A 20646-nucleotide genomic window follows, 5' to 3' on the forward strand; every position below is an offset into this window, starting at 1 on the left:
TCTGAGCGGATAAAAGCGATATGCTGGCATCTCTTTTTTCAGACCGTCATTCGATGTCTTATTTTTGGTTTTTATTTCAATGAATACTCGTAAAATTAATGGGATACGTCCATTTAGTGCGTTTATTGACTCCTGTTGGAAGGAATCTTACTCTTTTCCCCGTTTCATCAGAGATCTGATTGCCGGGATCACCGTGGGAATTATTGCGATCCCACTGGCAATGGCCCTGGCAATCGGCAGTGGTGTTGCCCCACAATATGGCCTGTATACGGCGGCCATCGCGGGCATTGTCATTGCTATCACCGGAGGGTCACGTTATAGCGTTTCCGGGCCAACGGCTGCTTTTGTGGTTATCCTCTACCCTGTTTCACAGCAATTTGGCCTAAGTGGCCTACTAATCGCAACGCTCATGTCAGGCATTATTTTGATCGTCATGGGATTGGCGCGGTTAGGCCGGCTTATTGAATATATTCCCTTATCTGTCACTCTTGGATTTACTTCTGGTATTGCGATCACTATCGCCACCATGCAGGTGCAGAATTTCTTCGGCCTGAAACTGGAACATGTACCGGAAAATTATCTTGATAAGGCGATTGCACTCTCCCAAGCATTTCCTTCACTACAGCTGAGCGATACACTCATCGGTTTAACCACCCTGCTGGTATTGATTTTCTGGCCAAAATTGGGATTCAAGTTACCGGGTCACTTACCCGCTTTGATTGCGGGCACCAGCATCATGGGTATCATGCACCTACTAGGCCATGATGTGGCAACGATTGGTTCATCGTTCAGCTATACGCTGGCGGATGGTACACAGGGTCAGGGTATTCCACCAATACTTCCCCAATTCGTTCTGCCGTGGAATTTACCTGATGCCCATTCTCTCGACATTAGCTGGAATACGGTATCAGCATTACTGCCCGCTGCATTTTCGATGGCGATGTTAGGCGCCATTGAATCACTGTTGTGTGCGGTTATTTTGGACGGCATGACCGGCAAAAAACACCATTCCAACAGTGAATTACTCGGTCAGGGAATGGGGAATATTGTCGCGCCTTTCTTTGGTGGGATCACCGCTACTGCGGCTATCGCCCGTTCAGCCGCCAATGTGCGTGCAGGTGCAACATCACCGATTGCCGCTGTCATTCATTCTCTGCTGGTATTATTGACGCTGCTAATCCTCGCCCCCATGCTCTCTTATCTGCCACTTGCTGCTATGTCAGCCATTTTACTGATTGTGGCGTGGAATATGAGTGAAGCCCATAAAGTCGTGGATTTAATCCGTCGCGCCCCTAAAGACGATATCATCGTCATGCTGCTGTGCCTGTCATTGACTGTTTTGTTTGATATGGTTATAGCAATCACGATTGGCATTGTTCTGGCATCACTCCTGTTTATGCGCAAAATTGCCAACATGACTCGAATCAGTATCTCTTCTTTAACGAACGACGATAAAGGTCTGCTGATTGTACGAATTAATGGCCCGCTGTTCTTCGCTGCCGCAGAGCGTATTTTTGCTGAACTGAAAGAGAAAGGAGCAAATTATCAAACCATCATCATGCAATGGGATGCCGTGCCGGTTTTGGATGCAGGGGGTTTGCACGCCTTTCAGGGTTTTGTCCGAGAAAGCGGGAAAGAAAAGCATATCGTCGTGTGTGATATTCCGTTTCAACCCTTAAAAACGCTGGCGAGAGCCAAAATCGTGCCCATTGAAGGGCAATTGAGTTTTTATGCCACTTTATCCAAGGTGCTGAAAGAAATGGCAATGGATTAATCTAACCTCTGGATAAGCAAATGAACTAAGTACGTATTTCAAATATGACCGCAATGGCGAATAGGGTTTTTGACTTAAATATGAACGCAAAAGTGGAGAACCCTCATGTACTATCAAAATGAGATTTTTAATAATCAATCCCCAATTTCTTTAAGCGTGAGATCAATGTCGTTGGGTTGATTGCCAACAATTTTGCTGCACCACCATCACCAAAAATTTTCCCTTTGCACTGTTTAACGGCAAGAGAGAGATTTTTAATTTCCAAGTCTTTAAGTTGTTTCACTGTCAGCACGTCTTCGGTTTTTTGCTGCTCATTGTGAATATTCTGGTGTGGATCTTTAGGTTGTTGTTGATCTTGTTCTAGCAAATATTTAAAGGAAACAGCGCCTTGTTTTGCTGTAATTAGTGCGCGTTCAATGACATTTTGCAGCTCACGGATATTGCCAGGCCAGTCATATTGCTGTAGTCCCAAAATATGCTTTTGTGAAAATGGTAGATAATGAATTTTACGTTTGTCACAAATCAGCTTGGTAAAGTGTGTAACCAAAAGCGGAATATCTTCTTTGCGATCACGTAAGGCAGGTGAATAAATCGGGAACACATTTAAACGGAAATACAGGTCTTCACGAAAGCGTTTGTGCTGCACTTCTTCTTTTAAATTGCGGTTGGTGGCAGCAATAATCCGTACATTCACATGCCGCGTTTTTTCTTCGCCAACCCGCTCAAAGGTTCCTTCTTGTAATACACGTAACAGTTTACTTTGTAGCTCTAGTTGAATTTCGCCAATTTCATCTAAAAACAATGTACCCTGATCTGCCAATTCAAAACGTCCGACACGGTCACGTACAGCCCCAGTAAATGCACCTTTGACATGTCCGAAAAATTCACTTTCAAATAGTTCCGAAGGAATGGCGGCACAGTTGACCCGAATAAGTGGTTGCTGTTTACGGTGACTGGATTGGTGAATGGCGCGGGCAATCAGCTCCTTGCCTGTACCTGATTCACCATAAATCATCACGTTGGCATCGGTTGGAGCGACCACCTTGATTTTTTCAATAATCTGAAAAATGGATGCACTACTGCCGATAATTTCATGGTATTTATTTTCTTGTAAAATTTCTTCTTGCAGATATTCGTTTTGTTGTTCCAGTCGGCTTTTTAAATCTTGCAGTTCTTCAAGGGCATGGGTCAGTTGTTTTTCGGTATTCAGCCGATCGGTAATATCGCGGAATACCACCACCGCGCCAATAATTTCACTGTCACGAATCACAGGGGTACTGGTAAATTCCACTGGAAAGTAACTGCCGTCACGGCGCCAAAAAATTTCCTGAATACCTTCATACACAATACCGTCATGTACCGCCGCATAAATCGGGCACTCTTCTACAGGATAGCGTTCGCCATTTTCATGGGTATGATGATGAATCTTATGGATATTATTACTCAGTACATCTTCAGGTTGCAGTCCTAACATTTTAGCCCCGGCAGGGTTAATAAAGGTACACAAGCCTTGTTTGTTGATACTGTAAATACCGTCACCGACTGAACTCAGCAATAAATGCTTGCCTGTGTCTGAGTCAATAAACAGTTCTTGTAAAGCTTGCCACTCTTTTAAACCTGTACCAGTGACTTTATCGGCATTTTTATTAAGTTGGCGCAGTTCTAAATCTTTGGCATCCACCAGCGACCATATCAGTAATGTTTTGTTTTTATAGGGCAATGAAATGGAAGTGATATCTAACTGGATTTTTTCACCGTTTTTATCAAAGGAATACAACTCATTGTTCCAGGCCCAACCTTTTGCCAACGCTTCTTCGGTAAATGCCATAAGGTGTGGTAGTTGGCTAAAATGACCAAAAATAGAAGTCACCGTTTTTTGAATAATTTCATGGCGTTCATATCGTAATAGTTGGGTGGCACTGATATTCACATCAATAAACTGGTTTTGATATGGGTCTAACACAATTAATGCCTGTGACGTGTGTTCAAACACCAATGGGCGAATCGAGTCTTCAGAAGTTACCCAGTCCGAAATAAAGTCAGTCGTATTCATACTATGAAATTTCATCATTTAAGCTATTAAATCTCATAATACTACGAAAAATCATAACCTTCTAACGGTTCAATTTATATTCATAAAAATATTTTATATAAAAATTAAATTCTATTTTTCAATAAGATAATCACAAATCACCTACCCCAAAATATAACTTGGCACAACTTTCGCAATAGCACAGGAAGACCACATATTGATTCATTCCAAAATAGCATTGAACTAGGAGCTACTATGCCAAAAGTTGATATCGAACAATATAAAGAGGGTGATTTCCTTGTTGATTACGAAGAAAAAGTCTTTGAGGACGTCAAAGCACAGCCGGGTGAAAAGGCATTGGTGACTTTCCATACCGTTGCATTTGAAGGGTCAGTTGGCCTGATCAATGTGTTACAGGCAAAGCGTTTATTGCGCAAGGGTTTTGAAACCAAAATTTTGCTTTACGGCCCGGGGGTGCAACTGGGTGTACAACGTGGTTTTCCAACTTTAGGGGCGGAAGCCTTTCCAGGTCATTTGGCCGTCAATAATCAGTTGAAAGTCTTTATGGAAGAAGGTGGCGAAGTCTATGCCTGCCGTTTTGCGTTGCAAGCGATGTATGGTCAAACCGAAAAAGCGCTGATTCCGGGAATTCGCCCAATTAATCCATTGGATGTGATGGATTTAAAACTGCTGATGCGTCGTGACAATGCCTTAATCATTGACACTTGGACTGTCTAAGTAAGCATAAAACTATAAGGGGAATAAGCCATGAACCGAATCATTAAAGCTGCCGCAGTGCAATGTAGTCCTGTGCTTTATAGTCAAGCCGCAACGGTAAAAAAAATCTGTGACATTATTTTAGAGCTTGGAAAAAAAAGGGTACAATTTGCAGTTTTTCCTGAAACTATCGTGCCTTATTACCCCTATTTTTCCTTTGTACAACAGCCATTTGCCATGGGAAAAGAACATTTAAAGCTATTGAATCAGTCGGTGGTTGTACCTTCCGAAGCAACCTTAGCGATTGGTCAAGCCTGTCTTGAGGCCAACATGGTGGTGTCGATTGGCGTTAATGAACGTGCTGGCGGGACGATTTATAACGCGCAATTGTTATTTGATGCCGATGGTTCAATCATTCAGCATCGCCGCAAAATTACCCCAACTTACCATGAGCGAATGGTTTGGGGGCAAGGCGATGGCAGTGGTCTGCGTGCCATTGATTCTGCGGTGGGACGTGTTGGTTCGCTGGCATGTTGGGAACATTACAACCCGTTGGCTCGTTTTGCCTTGATGGCAGATGGTGAGCAGATTCATGCCGCCATGTTTCCTGGTTCGTTGGTAGGACAAATCTTTGCCGATCAAATCAGCGCTACCATTCAACACCATGCCTTAGAGTCTGGCTGTTTTGTGGTCAATGCCACCGCATGGCTGCATCCCGAACAGCAACAACAAATTATGCAGGATACTGGCTGTAACATCGGCCCAATTTCAGGAGGATGTTTTACCGCCATTGTTTCTCCCGAAGGCAAGTTCTTAACTGAACAGCTCACGCAAGGTGAAGGTCATTGCATTGCCGATCTGGACTTTAGCCTGATTGATAAGCGCAAACGCATGATGGATTCAGTTGGGCATTACAGCCGTCCTGAATTGTTCAACTTATTGATTGATCGTCGTCCGACACATGTATTAAACGAACTGAAAGTTGAAGCATCAGATCAAAGTCACCTCGAAAAACTCTCAAAATTTAATGAAGCGCATGTCTGAACCGTATTGATTAAATCCAAGTAATAGGGGGTAAAGATGTCTGCTATACAACTATTGACCGATTTGCAATGTAATGGTCTGAAATGGGAAGGCGAATTTGGTTTGTCCCGTAAAGGTGGCGCAGGGCCAAGCGATCATAAGGCACTGAGCCTTGACGGGCAGACCTTGATGATTCCTGTGCTGAATCTTGCAGCACAAGATTCTCCCTATACCGCAAAGCCTGAACCGAACTCTGACAAGGTGACTGTCTTTAAAAACCGGATTCCTGTGGCAACCTTAACTGCACCTGCACGACCACGTTTTTATGATTTTAAAACCGTCGAAGGTATTGCCTATGAACAAATTGCGACCTTACATAGCCATGATGTGTTGGCGACAACAGTGTTACAGCGCTGCATTCGTATGAATGACAAGACAACTGCATGCCAATTTTGCTCGATTGATCAGTCTCTAAAAGATGGGCGAACCTTGATCCGCAAGCACCCGCAACAATTGGCAGAAGTAGCCAAAGCAGCCGTTGAGCTGGATGGTGTCAAGCAAATGGTGATCACCACAGGTACGCCAAATACGGTAGATCGTGGTGCAAAAATTTTATATGACTCGGTTAAAGCGATTAAAGCGAAAGTAGATTTGCCGATACAGGTACAGTGCGAACCACCCGATGATTTTGCATGGTTTCAACGTCTAAAAGATGCAGGCGCTGTGTCGATTGGGATGCACCTTGAAGCGGTGAACGAGAGTGTACGGCAGAAAATTATGCCCGGCAAAGCTGAAGTATCGCTGACAAAATATTTTGCTGCATTTGAGGCAGCCGTTGCGGTATTCGGTCGGGGACAGGTCAGTACCTACATTTTGGCGGGTTTGGGCGACACCGAACGGGACATCGTAGAGATGACCGCCAAACTAACTAAAATTGGGGTATATCCATTTGTGGTGCCATTTGTGCCGATTCAAGGTACACCATTGGAACATCATCCTAAACCTGATCAAGCTTTTATGCAGTCGCTTTATCCGAAAATTGGCCAGCAACTCAAACAGCATGGCTTGAACTCAGAAAATACTCAAGCAGGCTGTGCCAAATGTGGCGCTTGCTCTTCGCTGAAAGCGTATGAATAAGGAGAACGTGATATGGAACTTTCCCGCTATCCTTGGCTGCTTGAGCTAAACGAAGGGCCGAAAAAATTTCTTAGTGACGACATTGTCATCAAAATTGTGTCGGAAGATTGGGAGCGTCGCCAATATTATCGTTTGCGTGAAATGACTTTTTGCACTGAACAGAAAATCTTGAAAGAAGATCGTGACGAGTACGATGTTAAAGCATTAGGTATTGTTGCCATTGGGAAAATGTTTGGTGAGCATGACCGTGTGATTGGTGCAGTACGGATTTTCCCTGATGGCGAACAGACGTGGTATGGCGGGCGTTTATGCGTAGAACCTTTATATCGACGCCACCATACCATTGGTAAAGCGTTAATCAATACAGCGGTATCGACTGCCAAAAACTTGGGATGCCGTACTTTTTTAGCCACCGTGCAAAGTCAAAATGAACGCTATTTCCGAAGGTTGTGTTGGAATAGTTTGCGTCAATTGACCATTGCCAACATTCCGCATGTATTGATGCAGGCTCAGATTGAAAACTATCCGTTACAGCATGTCCCGATGCAAGCCTATATGCAGAAGGTGGCGTGCTGATGGAACTCAATCAATTAATTGAAATGTTAAAGCATACACCCGCGATGCAGTCCAAGCAGGCAATTACTCACAGTGTTTCAGTCAATACAACGTGCCATGTGGATTCGTTGGACAGCTTATATGCCTATCCCGGAGATGACACGGCGGCACTGCCGCTAAATGGTCAATATGTTTTGCACGCCTGTGAAGGCATGTTACCAAGTTTTGTCGCCAATCATCCTTATTTTGCAGGATGGTCAGCGGTCATGGCGAATATCAGCGATATTGCAGCAATGGGCGGTCGGGCATTGTCAGTGGTGAACAGTTTTTGGCATACCAGTAGCGAACAGGCCCGGTTGTTAATGCAAGGCATGCAGGATGCTTGTCGTGCTTATGGGGTGCCATTGGTCGGTGGTCATAGCCATCTTGGGGCAATTTATCAGCCCGCTTTATCGGTTGCGATTCAAGGTATAGCACAAGAACTGCTTTCTGTGTTGCATGTCAAACCACAACAAAAAATTCTGATCGCTTTAAATTTGCAAGGGCAATTCCACCCCAATACCACTTATTGGAAATGCTTTGAGCGTGTATCTGATCACATCTTACAGTCACAAATTGCCTTGTTGCCGCAATTGGCCGAAACAAATCGGGTTCATGCCGCCCGTGATATCAGCAATGCCGGCATTTTAGGCAGTCTGCTGATGCTGCTCGAAGCTACGGCATCGGGGGCACATATCAACTTAGATTCCATTCCTAAACCTGATGATGCGGACTGGTTTAAATGGCTACAAATTTTCCCCAGTTTTGGTTTTTTACTGACTGCCGATGTCGATAAATGTGAAGAAATCATCACACTGTTTCACCGTCAGGGTATTACCTGCTCGGTGATTGGTGAAACTAATGCCAGCCGTGTGGTTGCAGTGCAGCAGCAGAAACAGCACAGCATATTCTGGGATTTTAACAGCCAAGTATTTACCGGCTTTTGTTATGCCAGTGTTTTAAAAAAAATTCGCCTTAAAAAAATTACAGACTAAATCCGTACAGATTGAAACTAAGAGTCAATAGGAGCCTATGTTATGCCCAGTGTGAATTTTACTGTGAAATGGCCTAATGGAGATCGGGTTCAATATTATTCACCCTCAACGGTGATTTATGAGTATCTGTCCATTGGTCAGCGTTACCCAAGTACGCAGTTTTTGCATCAGGTTGAAAATGGCCTGTATGCCGCATCGGAAAGAGTACGGGCACGTTATGGCTTTGCCTGTAGTTCAGCCATAGACAATCTGGCGATGATCAAACGCCAAGCCAAATTCTTCGAGCTAAGTCCGGAAGATCAAATTGAAGTTATTGAAATGACGAAGAAATGAGAGAGATGTTCCATGTTAAATATCCAAAATCAAATATTACAGCCAAATTATGATGTGGTGATTGTTGGTGGCGGTCAGGCAGGTTTATGTATCAGCCACTATTTGCAAAAAGCAGGTATTGACCATGTGGTGTTGGAAAAAGAATCCGAGTTGACCCATAGCTGGCGCCGTAAACGTTGGGATAATTTTACCTTGGTGACTCCGAACTGGCAGTGTCTATTGCCTGAACATCCTTATCGAGGACAAGATCCTGACGGCTTTATGAAAAAGCATGAAATTGTGGAATATCTGGATGAATTTATTGAAAAACTCAATCCTCCTGTCATCTTAAATATTCAGATAAAACAGGTGAAAAAAGTGGCAGCACATAAGTTTGCCATTGAAACCAATCACGGTACAACCACAGCCAAACAGCTTGTGGTCGCCGCAGGTGGGTATCACACCCCGATTTATCCCAAACTAAGCGATGCCTTGCCTCACCATATAAAAGTGATGCATTCGGAAGAATATTTAAATGCCGATCAACTGCCTGAAGGTGCGGTGTTGGTGGTCGGATCAGGGCAGTCTGGTGCGCAGATTGCCGAAGACTTACATCTGACAGGCAAAAAAGTCTACTTATCGACAGGCGATGCCCCACGTTGTGCTCGATTCTATCGCGGTAAAGATGTGGTGAAATGGCTGTTTGATATGGGTTATTACGAAACTACTGTCAAAGATCATCGTTATAGTGAAGAAGTACGTAACAGTACCAACCACTATGTCACAGGGCGTGATGGTGGACATGATATTGATCTGCGTAAATTTGCCTTAGAAGGAATGCAACTGTTCGGTCGTTTTGATGACTTTAAAGATGGTCAACTCTGGTTTAGACCCGATTTATCAGAAAACCTAGACCGTGCTGATGCTACTTATAATCGCATTAATGCTTCTATTGATGAGTATTTAGATAAAAACAGTATTGCAACCAATGAACCTGCATCGGTGTATCAGCCTGTTTGGCAGCCTGAGCAGGAAATCACATCTATTGATTTAGCAGAAGAAAATATTACTTCAGTGATTTGGTGTATCGGTTTTAGACCAGATTATTCATGGATTGATTTAAATATTTTTCAAGCCAATGGTTATCCAAAACATGACCGTGGAATTACCATTGATCCGGATGTCACGTTTATTGGTTTACCATGGTTATATACATGGGGCTCCGGGCGTTTTATGGGGATCGATCAGGATGCCGCCTATGTGGCACAGCATATTAAGCAACAAATAAGTCAGCAAAATATCCATATTGTTGCAGAAATGACTTAGCAATAATTGTAAGACTCTGGCCTCAACATGCTGTTTCATGTCGTGCGGGCGCAGGCGCTGACAAAAATCAGCGGTTACTGGACAGATTGCCTGTAACCGCATTATCAAGAAAACCCGACAGGTTCAGTGATTATTTGCTAGTATCCAGCTCTGGGAAATTTTTCACCACATCATCGATAGCTTTCATCTGCATCAGGAATGGTTCCAGTTTTGCCAGTGGCAATGCTGATGGGCCATCACATTTTGCATTTTCTGGATCAGGATGGGCTTCAAGGAACAGGCCCGCAATCCCTACCGCCATACCAGCACGAGCCAGCTCAGACACTTGTGTACGGCGACCACCGGAAGCAGCTCCCAATGGGTCACGGCACTGCAATGCGTGAGTTACGTCGAAGATCACAGGTGAACCACCGGTTGCCTGTTGCATGACACCAAAACCCAGCATATCAACGACCAGATTATCGTAACCAAAGTTACTGCCACGGTCACACAGGATCACCTGATCGTTGCCGCCTTCCTTGAATTTTTCAACGATATTCCCCATTTGCCCTGGGCTGACGAACTGAGGTTTTTTGACGTTAATGATTGCGCCTGTTTTCGCCATCGCTTCAACTAGATCAGTCTGACGAGCAAGGAAAGCAGGCAGCTGAATAACATCAACCACATCTGCAACAGGCTGGGCTTGCGCAGGTTCATGCACATCAGTGATGATTTTCACGCCAAAAGTCTGCTTCAATTCTTGAAAGATTTTCATCCCTTCTTCTAAGCCCGGCCCACGATAAGAACGAATGGAAGAACGGTTAGCCTTATCAAAAGACGCTTTGAAAACATAAGGAATGCCCAGTTTTTGTGTCACGGTCACATAATGCTCACAAATACGCATGGCCAAATCCCGTGACTCAAGGACATTCATACCACCAAACAGTACAAAAGGCAGATCATTTGCGACCTTGATGTCACCAATATTAACCACTTTCTGTTGCATGCTTATACCTTCTCTTGTTAAGGGCAAATAAATTTGCTGTATCCATAAAAAATAAATGAGAAGCAGAGAAATTTCGTCTTATGACGAGGTTCAATGAAGAATGATCCGTCTCTGCTCAATGGAGTTAATCTGCATTTTTATCATTTCTGAGATAGGGTCCTCAGGGCAGTGCTCCACAAAATAACTCAGATCCGAGACAGCGATATGATTGCAATCAAGCTGTGCATAAATCAGCCCCCGGTCACGGATTTCATACGGATCATCGGGGTCAAACATCAACACGATTTCACTGGCTTTAAGCGCCAGTTCCATCTTTTTCTCTTCCATCAAAGAAACTTTAATAGTGTCGGTAACTTTACGTACGATGCTGATGTTATCCGCTTCCTGTAGGTCTCTCTTTTCCAGACAAACAGTCGGGCCAATATTGCCTTTCAACCAGACATCAAGTGTATGTTCGTTGAGCGTATCGCCATTCATGGGATTAATAAACCATGTTGGTTCATCAACCAAATCAATCCGTAAGATTAGCTGTGTCGGGAATATGACAGGCTGTATTGGCAAAGCCAGCGCCTGAGCAATATGTGTGAATACGGTTCCGAGCGCTACGGGCGCACCTTGGCGTGAATGCAGAACACTATCCAGCCACAGGGTATCAGACAAACAGTACACCCCATTTGCTCCGCCGAACTTCCATTCTCGATAAAAAAGTGTCAACAATGACTGCAATTTTACTTTTGTGTCGGTAATAGAGGACAACTTCTGCTGGGCTTCTTCAACCAATGCAGCTAGCTGTTCAGTCACCAACATTTGAGGAAAATCAGGACGAATGGCCTGTGTTACTAGAATAATACCGTCAATCAGGGGAGTACTATTGAATTCATAATTAACTATGGGTTTCATTTTTATTCCATCGACCTACCGTGATACGTTCGTTACCACCATAATCTTGAAAAGTCGCTATCTGTTGATAACCTTTCTCCAAAAAAAGGTTTCTGACAACGATTCCCTGTTTCCAGCCATGTTCCAATAATAGCCACCCGTTTGGTAACAGGAAGTGGCGAGCCTGCGCCACAATTGTCTGCAAATCTGCCATGCCATTTTGTGCGGCAATCAATGCGGTGGCCGGTTCAAACCTGACATCTCCTTCACGCAGATGAGGATCAAGCTCATCAATATACGGAGGATTACTGACAATCATATCAAATTGTCGACCGACCACCGCAGAAAACCACTCACTTTGCAAAAAATTCACATTGTGAAAAGACAATCTTTCCGCGTTTCTTTCAGCATTGTGTTTCGCCAATACCACCGCATCAGAGTTAATATCTACCCCTGTTACATGGCAATCATGTCGCTCACTTGCCAGCGCCAATGCAATTGCACCGGTTCCCGTACCAAGATCCAGAATCTGTGCCGGTAAATCAGGCAACAATTCCAAAGCTTTTTCAACCAGACATTCCGTATCGGGACGTGGGATCAAGGTCGCGGGCGATACTGCAAAAGGCAGCGACCAAAATTCACGCTCGCCCACAATATAAGCGATCGGCTCTCCCTGAATGCGACGAGCCAGCAAAGCATCAAGCTGACGGACTTCTTCCAATGAGATTAGTGTTTCATTGAATGCGATTAAATAAGTGCGGGAACGCCCTGTCACGTATTGCAACAGGATTTCTGCATCACGCTTGGGGCTGTCACTTTCGGTCAACTGCATAGCTGCATGCTGGAGCCAATATTGAAAATTCATCAATCCTGCTCTGACAATGCGGATAATTGATCGGCCTGATATTCGGTAACGATAGGCTGGATAAGCATATCCAGTTTACCTTCCATCACTTCTTCAAGACGGTATAACGTTAAGTTGATACGGTGATCGGTAACTCGTCCCTGTGGAAAATTATAGGTACGGTTGCGATCTGAACGGTCGCCAGTGCCGAGCAAATTGCGGCGCTCAGAAGCCTCCGCTTCCTGACGTTTTCGCATTTCAGCAGCACGAATGCGCGCAGCAAGCACAGACATCGCTTTTGCCTTGTTTTTATGCTGGGAGCGCTCGTCCTGGCATTCTACGACAATGCCCGTTGGAAGATGGGTAATTCGAATTGCTGAGTCAGTGGTATTGACGTGCTGCCCACCAGCACCGGAAGAGCGAAACGTATCAATTTTCAAATCGCCGGGGCTGATTTCCGGTAATTCCGCTTCTGGGATTTCCGGCAGAATAGCCACAGTACAGGCAGAAGTGTGAATACGCCCCTGAGATTCTGTTTCCGGCACACGCTGAACACGATGACCGCCTGATTCAAACTTCAGATGACCATAAACTTGATCACCAGAAACTCTGGCAATCACTTCTTTATATCCACCATGTTCGCCCTCATTGGCGCTCATGATCTCAACTTTCCAGCGGCGCGATTCTGCATAACGGCTATACATGCGGAATAAATCCCCGGCAAATATCGCAGCCTCATCACCACCGGTTCCTGCACGAACTTCAAGGAAACAGCTACGCTCATCGTCCGGATCTTTTGGTAATAACAGCAGTTGTAGTTGCTGTTCCAACTCTTCATTACGAATTTTTGCGGCTTTGAGTTCTTCCTGCGCCATTTCCCGCATTTCGGGATCATCAAGCATCATCTCAGCTGTTTCAATATCATCCTGAACGCTTTTCCAAGCTTTAAAACAGTTAGTCACATCGGTAAGTTGAGCATATTCCTTTGATAATGCACGGAAACGCTCTTGCGCAGCGATCACTTCAGCATCACCGAGGTGAACCAAAACTTCTTCATGGCGTTCTTGTAATGCTTCCAATTTAGCGACAATAGAAGGCTTCATTCGTAATATCAGACCTTATTTAGAATAGGGTTAGTTATGATCCAGCCCAAGGCTGTCCCGTAATAGATTCAGGCGTTCCAAATCACCATCACTGGCAGCCTGTTGGAGAGATTTAGTTGGTGTATGGATCAGACGATTCGTCAATTGGTGAGTCAATTGGTTGATGATCTGTTCAGCATCCGCACCCTGCCTTATGGACATCAATGCTTTTGCCGTCATCTCAGCTCTGATTTTCTCTGCTTGTTCTCGATATTCGCGAATTGTATTAACCGCCCCCTGAGAACGCAACCAATCCATGAAATGGATGCTTTCTTGTTGCACAATGTTTTCCGCAACAACCGCAGCAGCTTTACGTTGAGCAAGGTTCTTCTGAATAATGGCCTGTAAATCGTCCACGCTATACAAATAGACATCGCTCAATTTTTCAACATCCGGCTCAATATCACGGGGAACGGCAATGTCGATCAACAGCATCGGCTGGTTGCGACGTAATTTCAACGCCCGTTCGACCATGCCTTTACCAATAATCGGTAATGGGCTGGCGGTAGAACTGATCACAATATCGGCTTCAGCCAATCGGGTATCGATGTCCGGCAGGGAAATGACTTCCGCATTGACTTCACTGGCAAGCTTCTGCGCCCTATCTCTTGTGCGATTGGCGATCATCATTTGACGCACACCATGCTCCTTGAGGTGACGAGCCACCAGTTCAATCGTTTCCCCTGCTCCCACCAACAGGATGCTCAATTGAGAAAGAGATTCGAAAATTTGCCGGGCAAGCGTACAAGCGGCAAACGCCACAGAAACGGCATTTGCACCAATCTCAGTTTCTGTTCTGACTCGCTTCGCCACCGAGAAAGATTTTTGGAACAGGCGTTCCAGCTCACCCGATAAAGACTGATAATTTTGCGACTCGGCGAATGCTTTTTTCACCTGCCCTAATATCTGCGGTTCTCCCAATACAAGAGAATCCAAGCCGCTCGCTACTCGCATCAAGTGGCTGACTGCTTCATTATCCAAATGCCAATAGAGGCTTTCTTCCAGATCATCAGGATTAAGCTGATGATATCCACATAGCCAATTAATTAACTGTTCTTTAAAATTATCCTGCTGTTCAACACTGAGATAGAGCTCCGTACGGTTGCAAGTTGACAGCACAACGCCGCCTCGCACCAACGGTTGCTGGAGCAAGTTATCAAGCGCAAGCCCTATCGTGTCAGGAGAAAAGGCCACCCGCTCACGTAAAGAAACAGGCGCTGTTTTATGGTTGATACCGAGTGCTAATAAAGTCATCTTAACTGCGTTGAGTTATCACAAGGATCAAATTCATGATGATATTAAGAATTATTCTCATAAACTCACACCCTTCATAAGGACTCTCATTGGCCGAGCATTTTACTTGATGCATCAGTTCAATAAAAGCCAATCGGACGGTTCCGCTGCAATTTATTCGAGAATTATTGCCAAATTTTCGCTAAATTAGCTTCTTAATTATAGAATTGGATGGCACATCCTATACCCAAGAGCCTTCAAGCCAATATTATTCAAGCTCGTATTACTCAAGCTAGTATTATTCAAGCTAATAGTATTCAAGTTTCAAACTCTCCTATTGCCAAGGGTTACCGTATGAAAATGTCTTCGTTTTTTCGTTTGCTTCCCCTCTCCGGTGTTTTATTGACTGCTTGTACAGTCACACAGCCCCCCACGGGCACCGGATCAGCGGATACCCCACAATGGCATGCCCGTGAACAGCAACTGCAAACGCTGGAGCATTACCAGACCCGAGGTTCTTTCGCTTATCTGGCAAATGAAAAAAAAGTGTATGCCCGCTTTTTCTGGCAACAATATTCGCAGGATAATTATAAATTACTGCTGCTAAATCCACTGGGTACAACAGAATTAGAATTATTTGTCAAACCGAATATGATACAGCTCACTGACAATAACGGTAAAAAATATCTCAGTGATGATCCTGAATCCTTAATTTACCAGCTTACTAATATGAATATCCCTCTGGATAACCTGAAACATTGGATTATCGGTTTACCCGGTAATGCCAAAGATTTCCAGCTGGATGCAAATTACCTGCTTAAATCCGTGAGTGACCCAAAAAATGGTGAAATTTGGCAGGTAAATTATCAGGGGTACGATACCTCAACGACTCCTGCTTTACCCAATCGCCTGGAAATCACCCAAGGAAATAACCGCATAAAATTAAAAATGGATAACTGGACGACTCAATAATGACTTTAACTTGGCCCTCTCCGGCAAAATTGAATTTATTTTTGTATATCACAGGCCAACGTCCCGATGGCTACCATGAGCTGCAAACGCTGTTCCAATTTCTGGACTATGGCGATGAAATCACCATTACGCCCCGTAAGGATAATCAAATCCACCTGCTGACCCCCGTTGCAGGTGTAGCCCACGATGATAATTTGATCGTACGCGCGGCCCGATTATTGCGAGATCATTTATTACAAAAACGCCCATTACAGAACCACCGGGAGGTGTCTCAATCCGGAACCGAATATTTGGGGGCAGATATTCGCATTGATAAATGTCTGCCGATGGGCGGCGGTTTGGGAGGAGGTTCTTCCAATGCTGCAACGGTATTAATTGCCTTAAACCACCACTGGCAAGCCAACTTATCTGATGACGAACTGGCGCAACTTGGTGTCAGCCTTGGAGCAGACGTTCCTGTATTTATCAAAGGCCACGCTGCTTTTGCCGAAGGTATTGGGGAAAAACTTCAACCAGCCTCACCGAAAGAAAAATGGTTTCTGGTTGCCCACCCCGGAATTGAGATATCAACCCCGACGATCTTCACAGATCCTGAATTAAAAAGAAATTCTCCAATTCGTGCTCTACCCGCATTATTAAAGGCACCATTCACAAATGATTGTGAACCAATCGCAAGAAAACGTTTTCGTGAGGTTGAACAGCTTCTTTTATGGCTGTTAGAATATGCCCCGTCACGCCTGACCGGAACCGGTGCATGTGTTTTCGGCGAGTTCGAATCAGAAGCATCGGCCCGTAAGGTGTTAAATCAAGCCCCAGAGTGGATGCAGGGCTTTGTTGCGCGTGGTGTTAACATTTCTCCATTGCATACATTCCGCTCTGGGATAACCGTGTTATTGAACCAATGAGCAATGTTTGTTTGATTGGTCAACAATATCTCTCTGGACGCAAGCCTGAGGTTTTTCTCGTGCCCGATATGAAGCTTTTTGCTGGTAATGCCACACCTGAACTAGCACAACGTGTTGCCAACCGCCTGTACACTAGCCTGGGAGACGCTGCCGTCGGTCGTTTTAGCGATGGTGAAGTCAGTGTTCAAATCAATGAAAATGTACGCGGTGGTGATGTTTTCATCATCCAGTCCACCTGTGCACCAACCAACGATAACCTGATGGAATTAGTCGTGATGGTTGATGCTCTACGTCGCGCTTCTGCTGGTCGTATTACCGCAGTGATTCCTTACTTCGGTTATGCCCGTCAGGATCGTCGTGTCCGTTCAGCGCGAGTGCCTATCACTGCTAAGGTCGTCGCAGACTTTTTGTCCAGCGTGGGTGTAGACCGTGTCCTCACCGTTGACCTGCATGCCGAGCAGATCCAAGGCTTCTTTGATGTTCCGGTTGATAATGTATTTGGTAGCCCAATTCTTCTGGAAGATATGCTCCAGCAAGATCTGGAAAATCCGATTGTTGTCTCTCCAGACATCGGTGGTGTTGTTCGTGCCCGTGCGATTGCCAAGCTGCTGAACGATACGGATATGGCTATCATTGATAAACGTCGCCCACGTGCAAACGTTTCTCAAGTTATGCATATCATTGGTGATGTTGCTGGTCGTGATTGCGTTCTGGTAGATGACATGATCGATACAGGTGGCACACTGTGCAAAGCGGCTGAGGCATTAAAAGAGCGCGGAGCGAAGCGGGTGTTTGCTTATGCAACCCACCCTATCTTCTCTGGTAATGCAGTGGAAAACATCAAGAACTCAGTGATCGATGAATTTATTGTCTGTGACACAATTCCTCTGTCTGATGAGATCAAGGCGTTGAACAAAGTTCGCACTCTGACACTGTCTGGCATGCTTGCTGAAGCTATTCGCCGTATCAGCAATGAAGAGTCAATCTCTGCTATGTTTGAGCACTAATGTTTAAGATTTAGCGTAAATATTAAGCGCAAACTTATTCAAGTGATTAAATAAATCATTGTCTGGAAAACCCCGTTACTACATTCGAAGTAACGGGGTTTTTCTGTTTATTTAACAAGATTAACTAATATTTTCATTATAAACTATAACTCTTATAAATCTTAAATCACCTAAAACAATTAATTATATCAATTAATTATCAAGTTAACCTCAAGCCTTATCAAAATAATAATCCAGTAAATTTATAAACATAAGAAAAGAACTGTATTCCGAAAATACAACAATTCATCTGGTACGTCCAGTTGCCAAAAGCTCAACAATACTGGTGTCATTAAAAAGTTGCTGCTAACCTGTGAAACGGTCGATGGCGGCAGATTTTTACTTCTGACGCCACAAAACAATATCAACAGGAAATATTATTTCCAATCTAAAAAAATAAATATTACTAATGTAATAGACTATCGATATCTAAAACTAAGGTTATGGCTTCTTTCAGCCTGAATCCAGTGGGAGCATTATTTAAATCAGCACCTCCAACTTCATTATAAGGGGAGGCCGCCGGATGCTTTTCATTAAAAGACGATATGTTGATCAATAAAAAAACCACTTTTAAGGAGAGTGCCGATGAAAAAGGCATTTTTATTCACACCTGCACTATTAGCGCTTTCAATCAATGCCATTTCTACTGCCAATGCTTATGACAAGATGTATGTCTTTGGTGATAGCCTGAGTGATGTTGGGAATAAAGGAAGATATACGACAGATGGAGCTACAAGTCAGTTATATGATGAATACCTTTCGAAGCAACTTACTGGCAGTGATTTAAAAGCATCCAATGATGGTGGTACTAATTACGCTTACGGTGGTGCTACTGCCAATAAAGGTGAGAATAATACGCAAGAGCAGGTAGACAACTACCTGAATTCCCATAACAACCGTGCAGATTCTAACAGTGTATATATTCACTGGATTGGTGGTAACGATCTTGCCGCAGCTTTAGATCCAAATGAAAAAGACCCACTTGGCGTTGTTACAACCAGTGCCAACGCAGCCGCAGAACAGATCAATCAGCTTGTCAAAGCGGGGGCTGGGCTAATTATTGCTCCTACCGTTCCTGATGTTGGTACCACTCCTAAGTTATTGGAAACTATAATTTATGGTGCATTAGAAAAAGTTGGTACCCCTCAACTAGAAATTATAGGTGCTCTACAAAAAATTCATACAAAGATTAACCAAGAAACTATCCCCAATGATATTTATCGTAATCAGGGTATCCAAAAAGTTTTTCATGAATTAGCGAAACAAGCAGAAGAAGACGGCTCCAAAATCCCAGCAGAGCAAATTGAGAAAATGCTTAATGCTGCTTACGATAAAGCCAGCAAAAGCGCTTCAGATCTCACCGATCTCTATAACAACTCGGTAGACGAAAAAATCAGCCAAAGCAACGGCAATATCTTACGTGCTGATATCAATGGGCTGCTGCTTGAAGTGATCTCCAATCCTCTGATTTACGGTATTCAAAATACGTTAGGTTATGCCTGTGCACAAGGAGAAGAGGCCGATAAATGTTCCTCCAAAGACCCAGGATTTACGGATGATAAAAATTTTTTATTCTCTGATAATTTCCACCCAACTCCGTTAACGCATCAGATTTCGAGTCAATACGTTACCTCCATCCACGATGCACCATCACAGGTAATGACCCTTAACCAAGTCAACCGTGCGCCAGTTAAAAGTGCCCTCTCTTCCCTTGATGGTCACCTGCAACAACTGCGCAATGGCGGCAATGATCAGGGCAAAATCAGTGTCTTCGGTGGTTATACCGGCAATCAGGACAAAACCTTCACGCTGGGTGGTGATTACCAGTTAGTAGATAACCTGCTGTTAGGTGCGATGTACTCTAACTACAAGGAGGAGCGCTCTCCAACCACTAACTTCTCTTATGAAGGGCGTGGTCATGTTCTGACAGCTTATGCACTGTGGAACTATTACAATAACGGCTGGCTGAGTGGTGATTTCCATTATTCACGCACCAATTATGACAGCCTGACCCGTACCATCCAGCTTGGTCAAGCCACACGCAGGGAAACAGGCGCTACCACAGGTAAACAGTGGGGAACTCGTATTACCGCAGGTTGGGACATTCCTGTCACCAACTACCTGACCACCAGCCCAATCGTTCAATATGCTTGGGATAAAGGTGATATCGACGGCTATCGTGAATCCGGCAACAATAACACCTCCATGCATTTTGGTGCCCAAGACTACACTTCCAAAGTTGGAACACTGGGTTGGCGTGTAGATACTAATCTGGGCCGTTTCAATCCTTACGCCTCTGTCCAATTCAATCACCAATTTGGTGATACAAGCTATAAACTGCGCGGTGCCATTAATTCCACCAAAACTTCCTTTGCGCGGGAAAGTGGCAAACAGAGCACTAACTGGCGTCAATATACTGTCGGTGTGAACGCGAACCTGATCAATAATGTGCGTGGTTTTGTTTCAGTTACCCGTAATGACGGCAGTGCTCAAGATCCTAACTACAATTTCAGTTTAGGTATCAACGCCAGCTTCTAATGCTGTATAAATAAATCGATATAAATAAGCTATCGAAAAACAGAAATAGAACAAGAACACCCAATCAGAAACGCAAGACAATGAATATCACTGTCTTGCGTTTTTGTTTTTTCGCCATTCAATATTCGTATATATACGCCGACATGACGTTGATCTTCCGTATATGTAGCTCGAAGTATTATCAAACTGAAA

18 protein-coding genes are annotated in these 20646 nt (G+C 44.2%); 12 read left to right on the forward strand and 6 right to left on the reverse strand.

Going from position 1 to position 20646, the window contains the following annotated elements:
* The first annotated feature begins 79 nt into the window (after positions 1 to 79).
* Positions 80 to 1774: a C4-dicarboxylic acid transporter DauA gene (gene dauA, locus H8A87_RS05870; protein WP_198689055.1), complete on the forward strand. Its 1695-nt coding sequence runs from the start codon at positions 80 to 82 to the stop codon at positions 1772 to 1774.
* A gap of 127 nt (positions 1775 to 1901) precedes the next feature.
* On the opposite strand, the gene H8A87_RS05875 is transcribed toward dauA, so the two are convergent.
* Positions 1902 to 3827 (reverse strand): sigma 54-interacting transcriptional regulator, encoded by a 1926-nt coding sequence (locus H8A87_RS05875; RefSeq protein ID WP_198689056.1) that lies wholly within the window; start codon positions 3825 to 3827, stop codon positions 1902 to 1904.
* Positions 3828 to 4061: 234 nt separating this feature from the next.
* Here H8A87_RS05875 and H8A87_RS05880 point away from each other — a divergent pair, with 234 nt between their 5' ends.
* The 7 genes from H8A87_RS05880 to H8A87_RS05910 are packed head-to-tail and all read left to right on the forward strand — an operon-like array spanning position 4062 to position 9910.
* Positions 4062 to 4544, forward strand: coding sequence for an MSMEG_0572/Sll0783 family nitrogen starvation response protein (locus tag H8A87_RS05880; RefSeq protein ID WP_198689057.1), 483 nt, complete (start codon positions 4062 to 4064; stop codon positions 4542 to 4544).
* Between the two features lie 30 nt (positions 4545 to 4574).
* Entirely contained in the window at positions 4575 to 5567 is a 993-nt protein-coding gene (locus tag H8A87_RS05885; RefSeq protein ID WP_198689058.1) for a Nit6803 family nitrilase, read from the forward strand.
* Positions 5568 to 5603: 36 nt separating this feature from the next.
* On the forward strand, positions 5604 to 6683 hold the full coding sequence (locus H8A87_RS05890; protein ID WP_198689059.1) for an MSMEG_0568 family radical SAM protein: 1080 nt from the start codon (positions 5604 to 5606) through the stop codon (positions 6681 to 6683).
* A gap of 12 nt (positions 6684 to 6695) precedes the next feature.
* The gene (locus H8A87_RS05895; protein WP_198689060.1) at positions 6696 to 7259 is read left to right on the forward strand and encodes an MSMEG_0567/Sll0786 family nitrogen starvation N-acetyltransferase; all 564 of its coding nucleotides are present in this window, start codon (positions 6696 to 6698) and stop codon (positions 7257 to 7259) included.
* Complete coding sequence (locus H8A87_RS05900) at positions 7259 to 8272, forward strand: sll0787 family AIR synthase-like protein (RefSeq protein WP_198689061.1); 1014 nt, start codon at positions 7259 to 7261, stop codon at positions 8270 to 8272. Before H8A87_RS05895 ends, H8A87_RS05900 begins: the two co-directional genes overlap by 1 nt.
* A 42-nt stretch (positions 8273 to 8314) precedes the next feature.
* A complete protein-coding gene (locus H8A87_RS05905) occupies positions 8315 to 8605 on the forward strand; it encodes an MSMEG_0570 family nitrogen starvation response protein (protein WP_198689062.1) in 291 nt (96 codons plus the stop codon).
* 12 nt (positions 8606 to 8617) lie between these two features.
* Positions 8618 to 9910 carry an MSMEG_0569 family flavin-dependent oxidoreductase gene (locus H8A87_RS05910; protein ID WP_198689063.1) on the forward strand — a complete coding sequence of 431 codons (1293 nt, stop codon included), beginning with the start codon at positions 8618 to 8620 and terminating at the stop codon, positions 9908 to 9910.
* A gap of 130 nt (positions 9911 to 10040) precedes the next feature.
* On the opposite strand, the gene kdsA is transcribed toward H8A87_RS05910, so the two are convergent.
* From kdsA to hemA, 5 genes are all read right to left on the reverse strand, one after another.
* Entirely contained in the window at positions 10041 to 10895 is an 855-nt protein-coding gene (gene kdsA / locus H8A87_RS05915) for a 3-deoxy-8-phosphooctulonate synthase (RefSeq protein WP_198689064.1), read from the reverse strand.
* Between the two features lie 90 nt (positions 10896 to 10985).
* The gene (gene sirB1 / locus H8A87_RS05920) at positions 10986 to 11795 is read right to left on the reverse strand and encodes an invasion regulator SirB1 (protein WP_198689065.1); all 810 of its coding nucleotides are present in this window, start codon (positions 11793 to 11795) and stop codon (positions 10986 to 10988) included.
* The gene (gene prmC / locus H8A87_RS05925) at positions 11779 to 12639 is read right to left on the reverse strand and encodes a peptide chain release factor N(5)-glutamine methyltransferase (protein WP_198689066.1); all 861 of its coding nucleotides are present in this window, start codon (positions 12637 to 12639) and stop codon (positions 11779 to 11781) included. The genes sirB1 and prmC overlap by 17 nt, the downstream gene beginning before the upstream one ends.
* Positions 12639 to 13721, reverse strand: a complete 1083-nt coding sequence (prfA, locus tag H8A87_RS05930) for a peptide chain release factor 1 (RefSeq protein WP_198689067.1) — start codon at positions 13719 to 13721, stop codon at positions 12639 to 12641. Before prfA ends, prmC begins: the two co-directional genes overlap by 1 nt.
* Before the next feature lie 30 nt (positions 13722 to 13751).
* Positions 13752 to 15014, reverse strand: a complete 1263-nt coding sequence (gene hemA, locus H8A87_RS05935) for a glutamyl-tRNA reductase (protein ID WP_198689068.1) — start codon at positions 15012 to 15014, stop codon at positions 13752 to 13754.
* 333 nt (positions 15015 to 15347) lie between these two features.
* Here hemA and lolB point away from each other — a divergent pair, with 333 nt between their 5' ends.
* From lolB to H8A87_RS05955, 4 genes are all read left to right on the forward strand, one after another.
* Positions 15348 to 15965 carry a lipoprotein insertase outer membrane protein LolB gene (lolB, locus tag H8A87_RS05940; RefSeq protein WP_198689069.1) on the forward strand — a complete coding sequence of 206 codons (618 nt, stop codon included), beginning with the start codon at positions 15348 to 15350 and terminating at the stop codon, positions 15963 to 15965.
* Positions 15965 to 16870, forward strand: a complete 906-nt coding sequence (gene ispE, locus H8A87_RS05945) for a 4-(cytidine 5'-diphospho)-2-C-methyl-D-erythritol kinase (protein WP_198689070.1) — start codon at positions 15965 to 15967, stop codon at positions 16868 to 16870. Before lolB ends, ispE begins: the two co-directional genes overlap by 1 nt.
* A 59-nt stretch (positions 16871 to 16929) precedes the next feature.
* On the forward strand, positions 16930 to 17877 hold the full coding sequence (prs, locus tag H8A87_RS05950; RefSeq protein ID WP_139837481.1) for a ribose-phosphate diphosphokinase: 948 nt from the start codon (positions 16930 to 16932) through the stop codon (positions 17875 to 17877).
* Between the two features lie 624 nt (positions 17878 to 18501).
* Complete coding sequence (locus H8A87_RS05955) at positions 18502 to 20454, forward strand: autotransporter outer membrane beta-barrel domain-containing protein (RefSeq protein WP_198689071.1); 1953 nt, start codon at positions 18502 to 18504, stop codon at positions 20452 to 20454.
* Positions 20455 to 20646: the final 192 nt, after the last annotated feature.

This window comes from Xenorhabdus lircayensis, from assembly GCF_016306625.1.
Classification (GTDB): domain Bacteria; phylum Pseudomonadota; class Gammaproteobacteria; order Enterobacterales; family Enterobacteriaceae; genus Xenorhabdus; species Xenorhabdus lircayensis.

What these genes read in the sequence shown, in the direction of transcription:
- dauA (WP_198689055.1), top strand. Translation starts at nt 80, where the DNA reads ATGAATACTCGTAAAATTAATGGGATACGTCCATTTAGTGCGTTTATT.
- H8A87_RS05875 (WP_198689056.1), bottom strand. Translation starts at nt 3,827, where the DNA reads ATGAATACGACTGACTTTATTTCGGACTGGGTAACTTCTGAAGACTCG.
- H8A87_RS05880 (WP_198689057.1), top strand. Translation starts at nt 4,062, where the DNA reads ATGCCAAAAGTTGATATCGAACAATATAAAGAGGGTGATTTCCTTGTT.
- H8A87_RS05885 (WP_198689058.1), top strand. Translation starts at nt 4,575, where the DNA reads ATGAACCGAATCATTAAAGCTGCCGCAGTGCAATGTAGTCCTGTGCTT.
- H8A87_RS05890 (WP_198689059.1), top strand. Translation starts at nt 5,604, where the DNA reads ATGTCTGCTATACAACTATTGACCGATTTGCAATGTAATGGTCTGAAA.
- H8A87_RS05895 (WP_198689060.1), top strand. Translation starts at nt 6,696, where the DNA reads ATGGAACTTTCCCGCTATCCTTGGCTGCTTGAGCTAAACGAAGGGCCG.
- H8A87_RS05900 (WP_198689061.1), top strand. Translation starts at nt 7,259, where the DNA reads ATGGAACTCAATCAATTAATTGAAATGTTAAAGCATACACCCGCGATG.
- H8A87_RS05905 (WP_198689062.1), top strand. Translation starts at nt 8,315, where the DNA reads ATGCCCAGTGTGAATTTTACTGTGAAATGGCCTAATGGAGATCGGGTT.
- H8A87_RS05910 (WP_198689063.1), top strand. Translation starts at nt 8,618, where the DNA reads ATGTTAAATATCCAAAATCAAATATTACAGCCAAATTATGATGTGGTG.
- kdsA (WP_198689064.1), bottom strand. Translation starts at nt 10,895, where the DNA reads ATGCAACAGAAAGTGGTTAATATTGGTGACATCAAGGTCGCAAATGAT.
- sirB1 (WP_198689065.1), bottom strand. Translation starts at nt 11,795, where the DNA reads ATGAAACCCATAGTTAATTATGAATTCAATAGTACTCCCCTGATTGAC.
- prmC (WP_198689066.1), bottom strand. Translation starts at nt 12,639, where the DNA reads ATGAATTTTCAATATTGGCTCCAGCATGCAGCTATGCAGTTGACCGAA.
- prfA (WP_198689067.1), bottom strand. Translation starts at nt 13,721, where the DNA reads ATGAAGCCTTCTATTGTCGCTAAATTGGAAGCATTACAAGAACGCCAT.
- hemA (WP_198689068.1), bottom strand. Translation starts at nt 15,014, where the DNA reads ATGACTTTATTAGCACTCGGTATCAACCATAAAACAGCGCCTGTTTCT.
- lolB (WP_198689069.1), top strand. Translation starts at nt 15,348, where the DNA reads ATGAAAATGTCTTCGTTTTTTCGTTTGCTTCCCCTCTCCGGTGTTTTA.
- ispE (WP_198689070.1), top strand. Translation starts at nt 15,965, where the DNA reads ATGACTTTAACTTGGCCCTCTCCGGCAAAATTGAATTTATTTTTGTAT.
- H8A87_RS05955 (WP_198689071.1), top strand. Translation starts at nt 18,502, where the DNA reads ATGAAAAAGGCATTTTTATTCACACCTGCACTATTAGCGCTTTCAATC.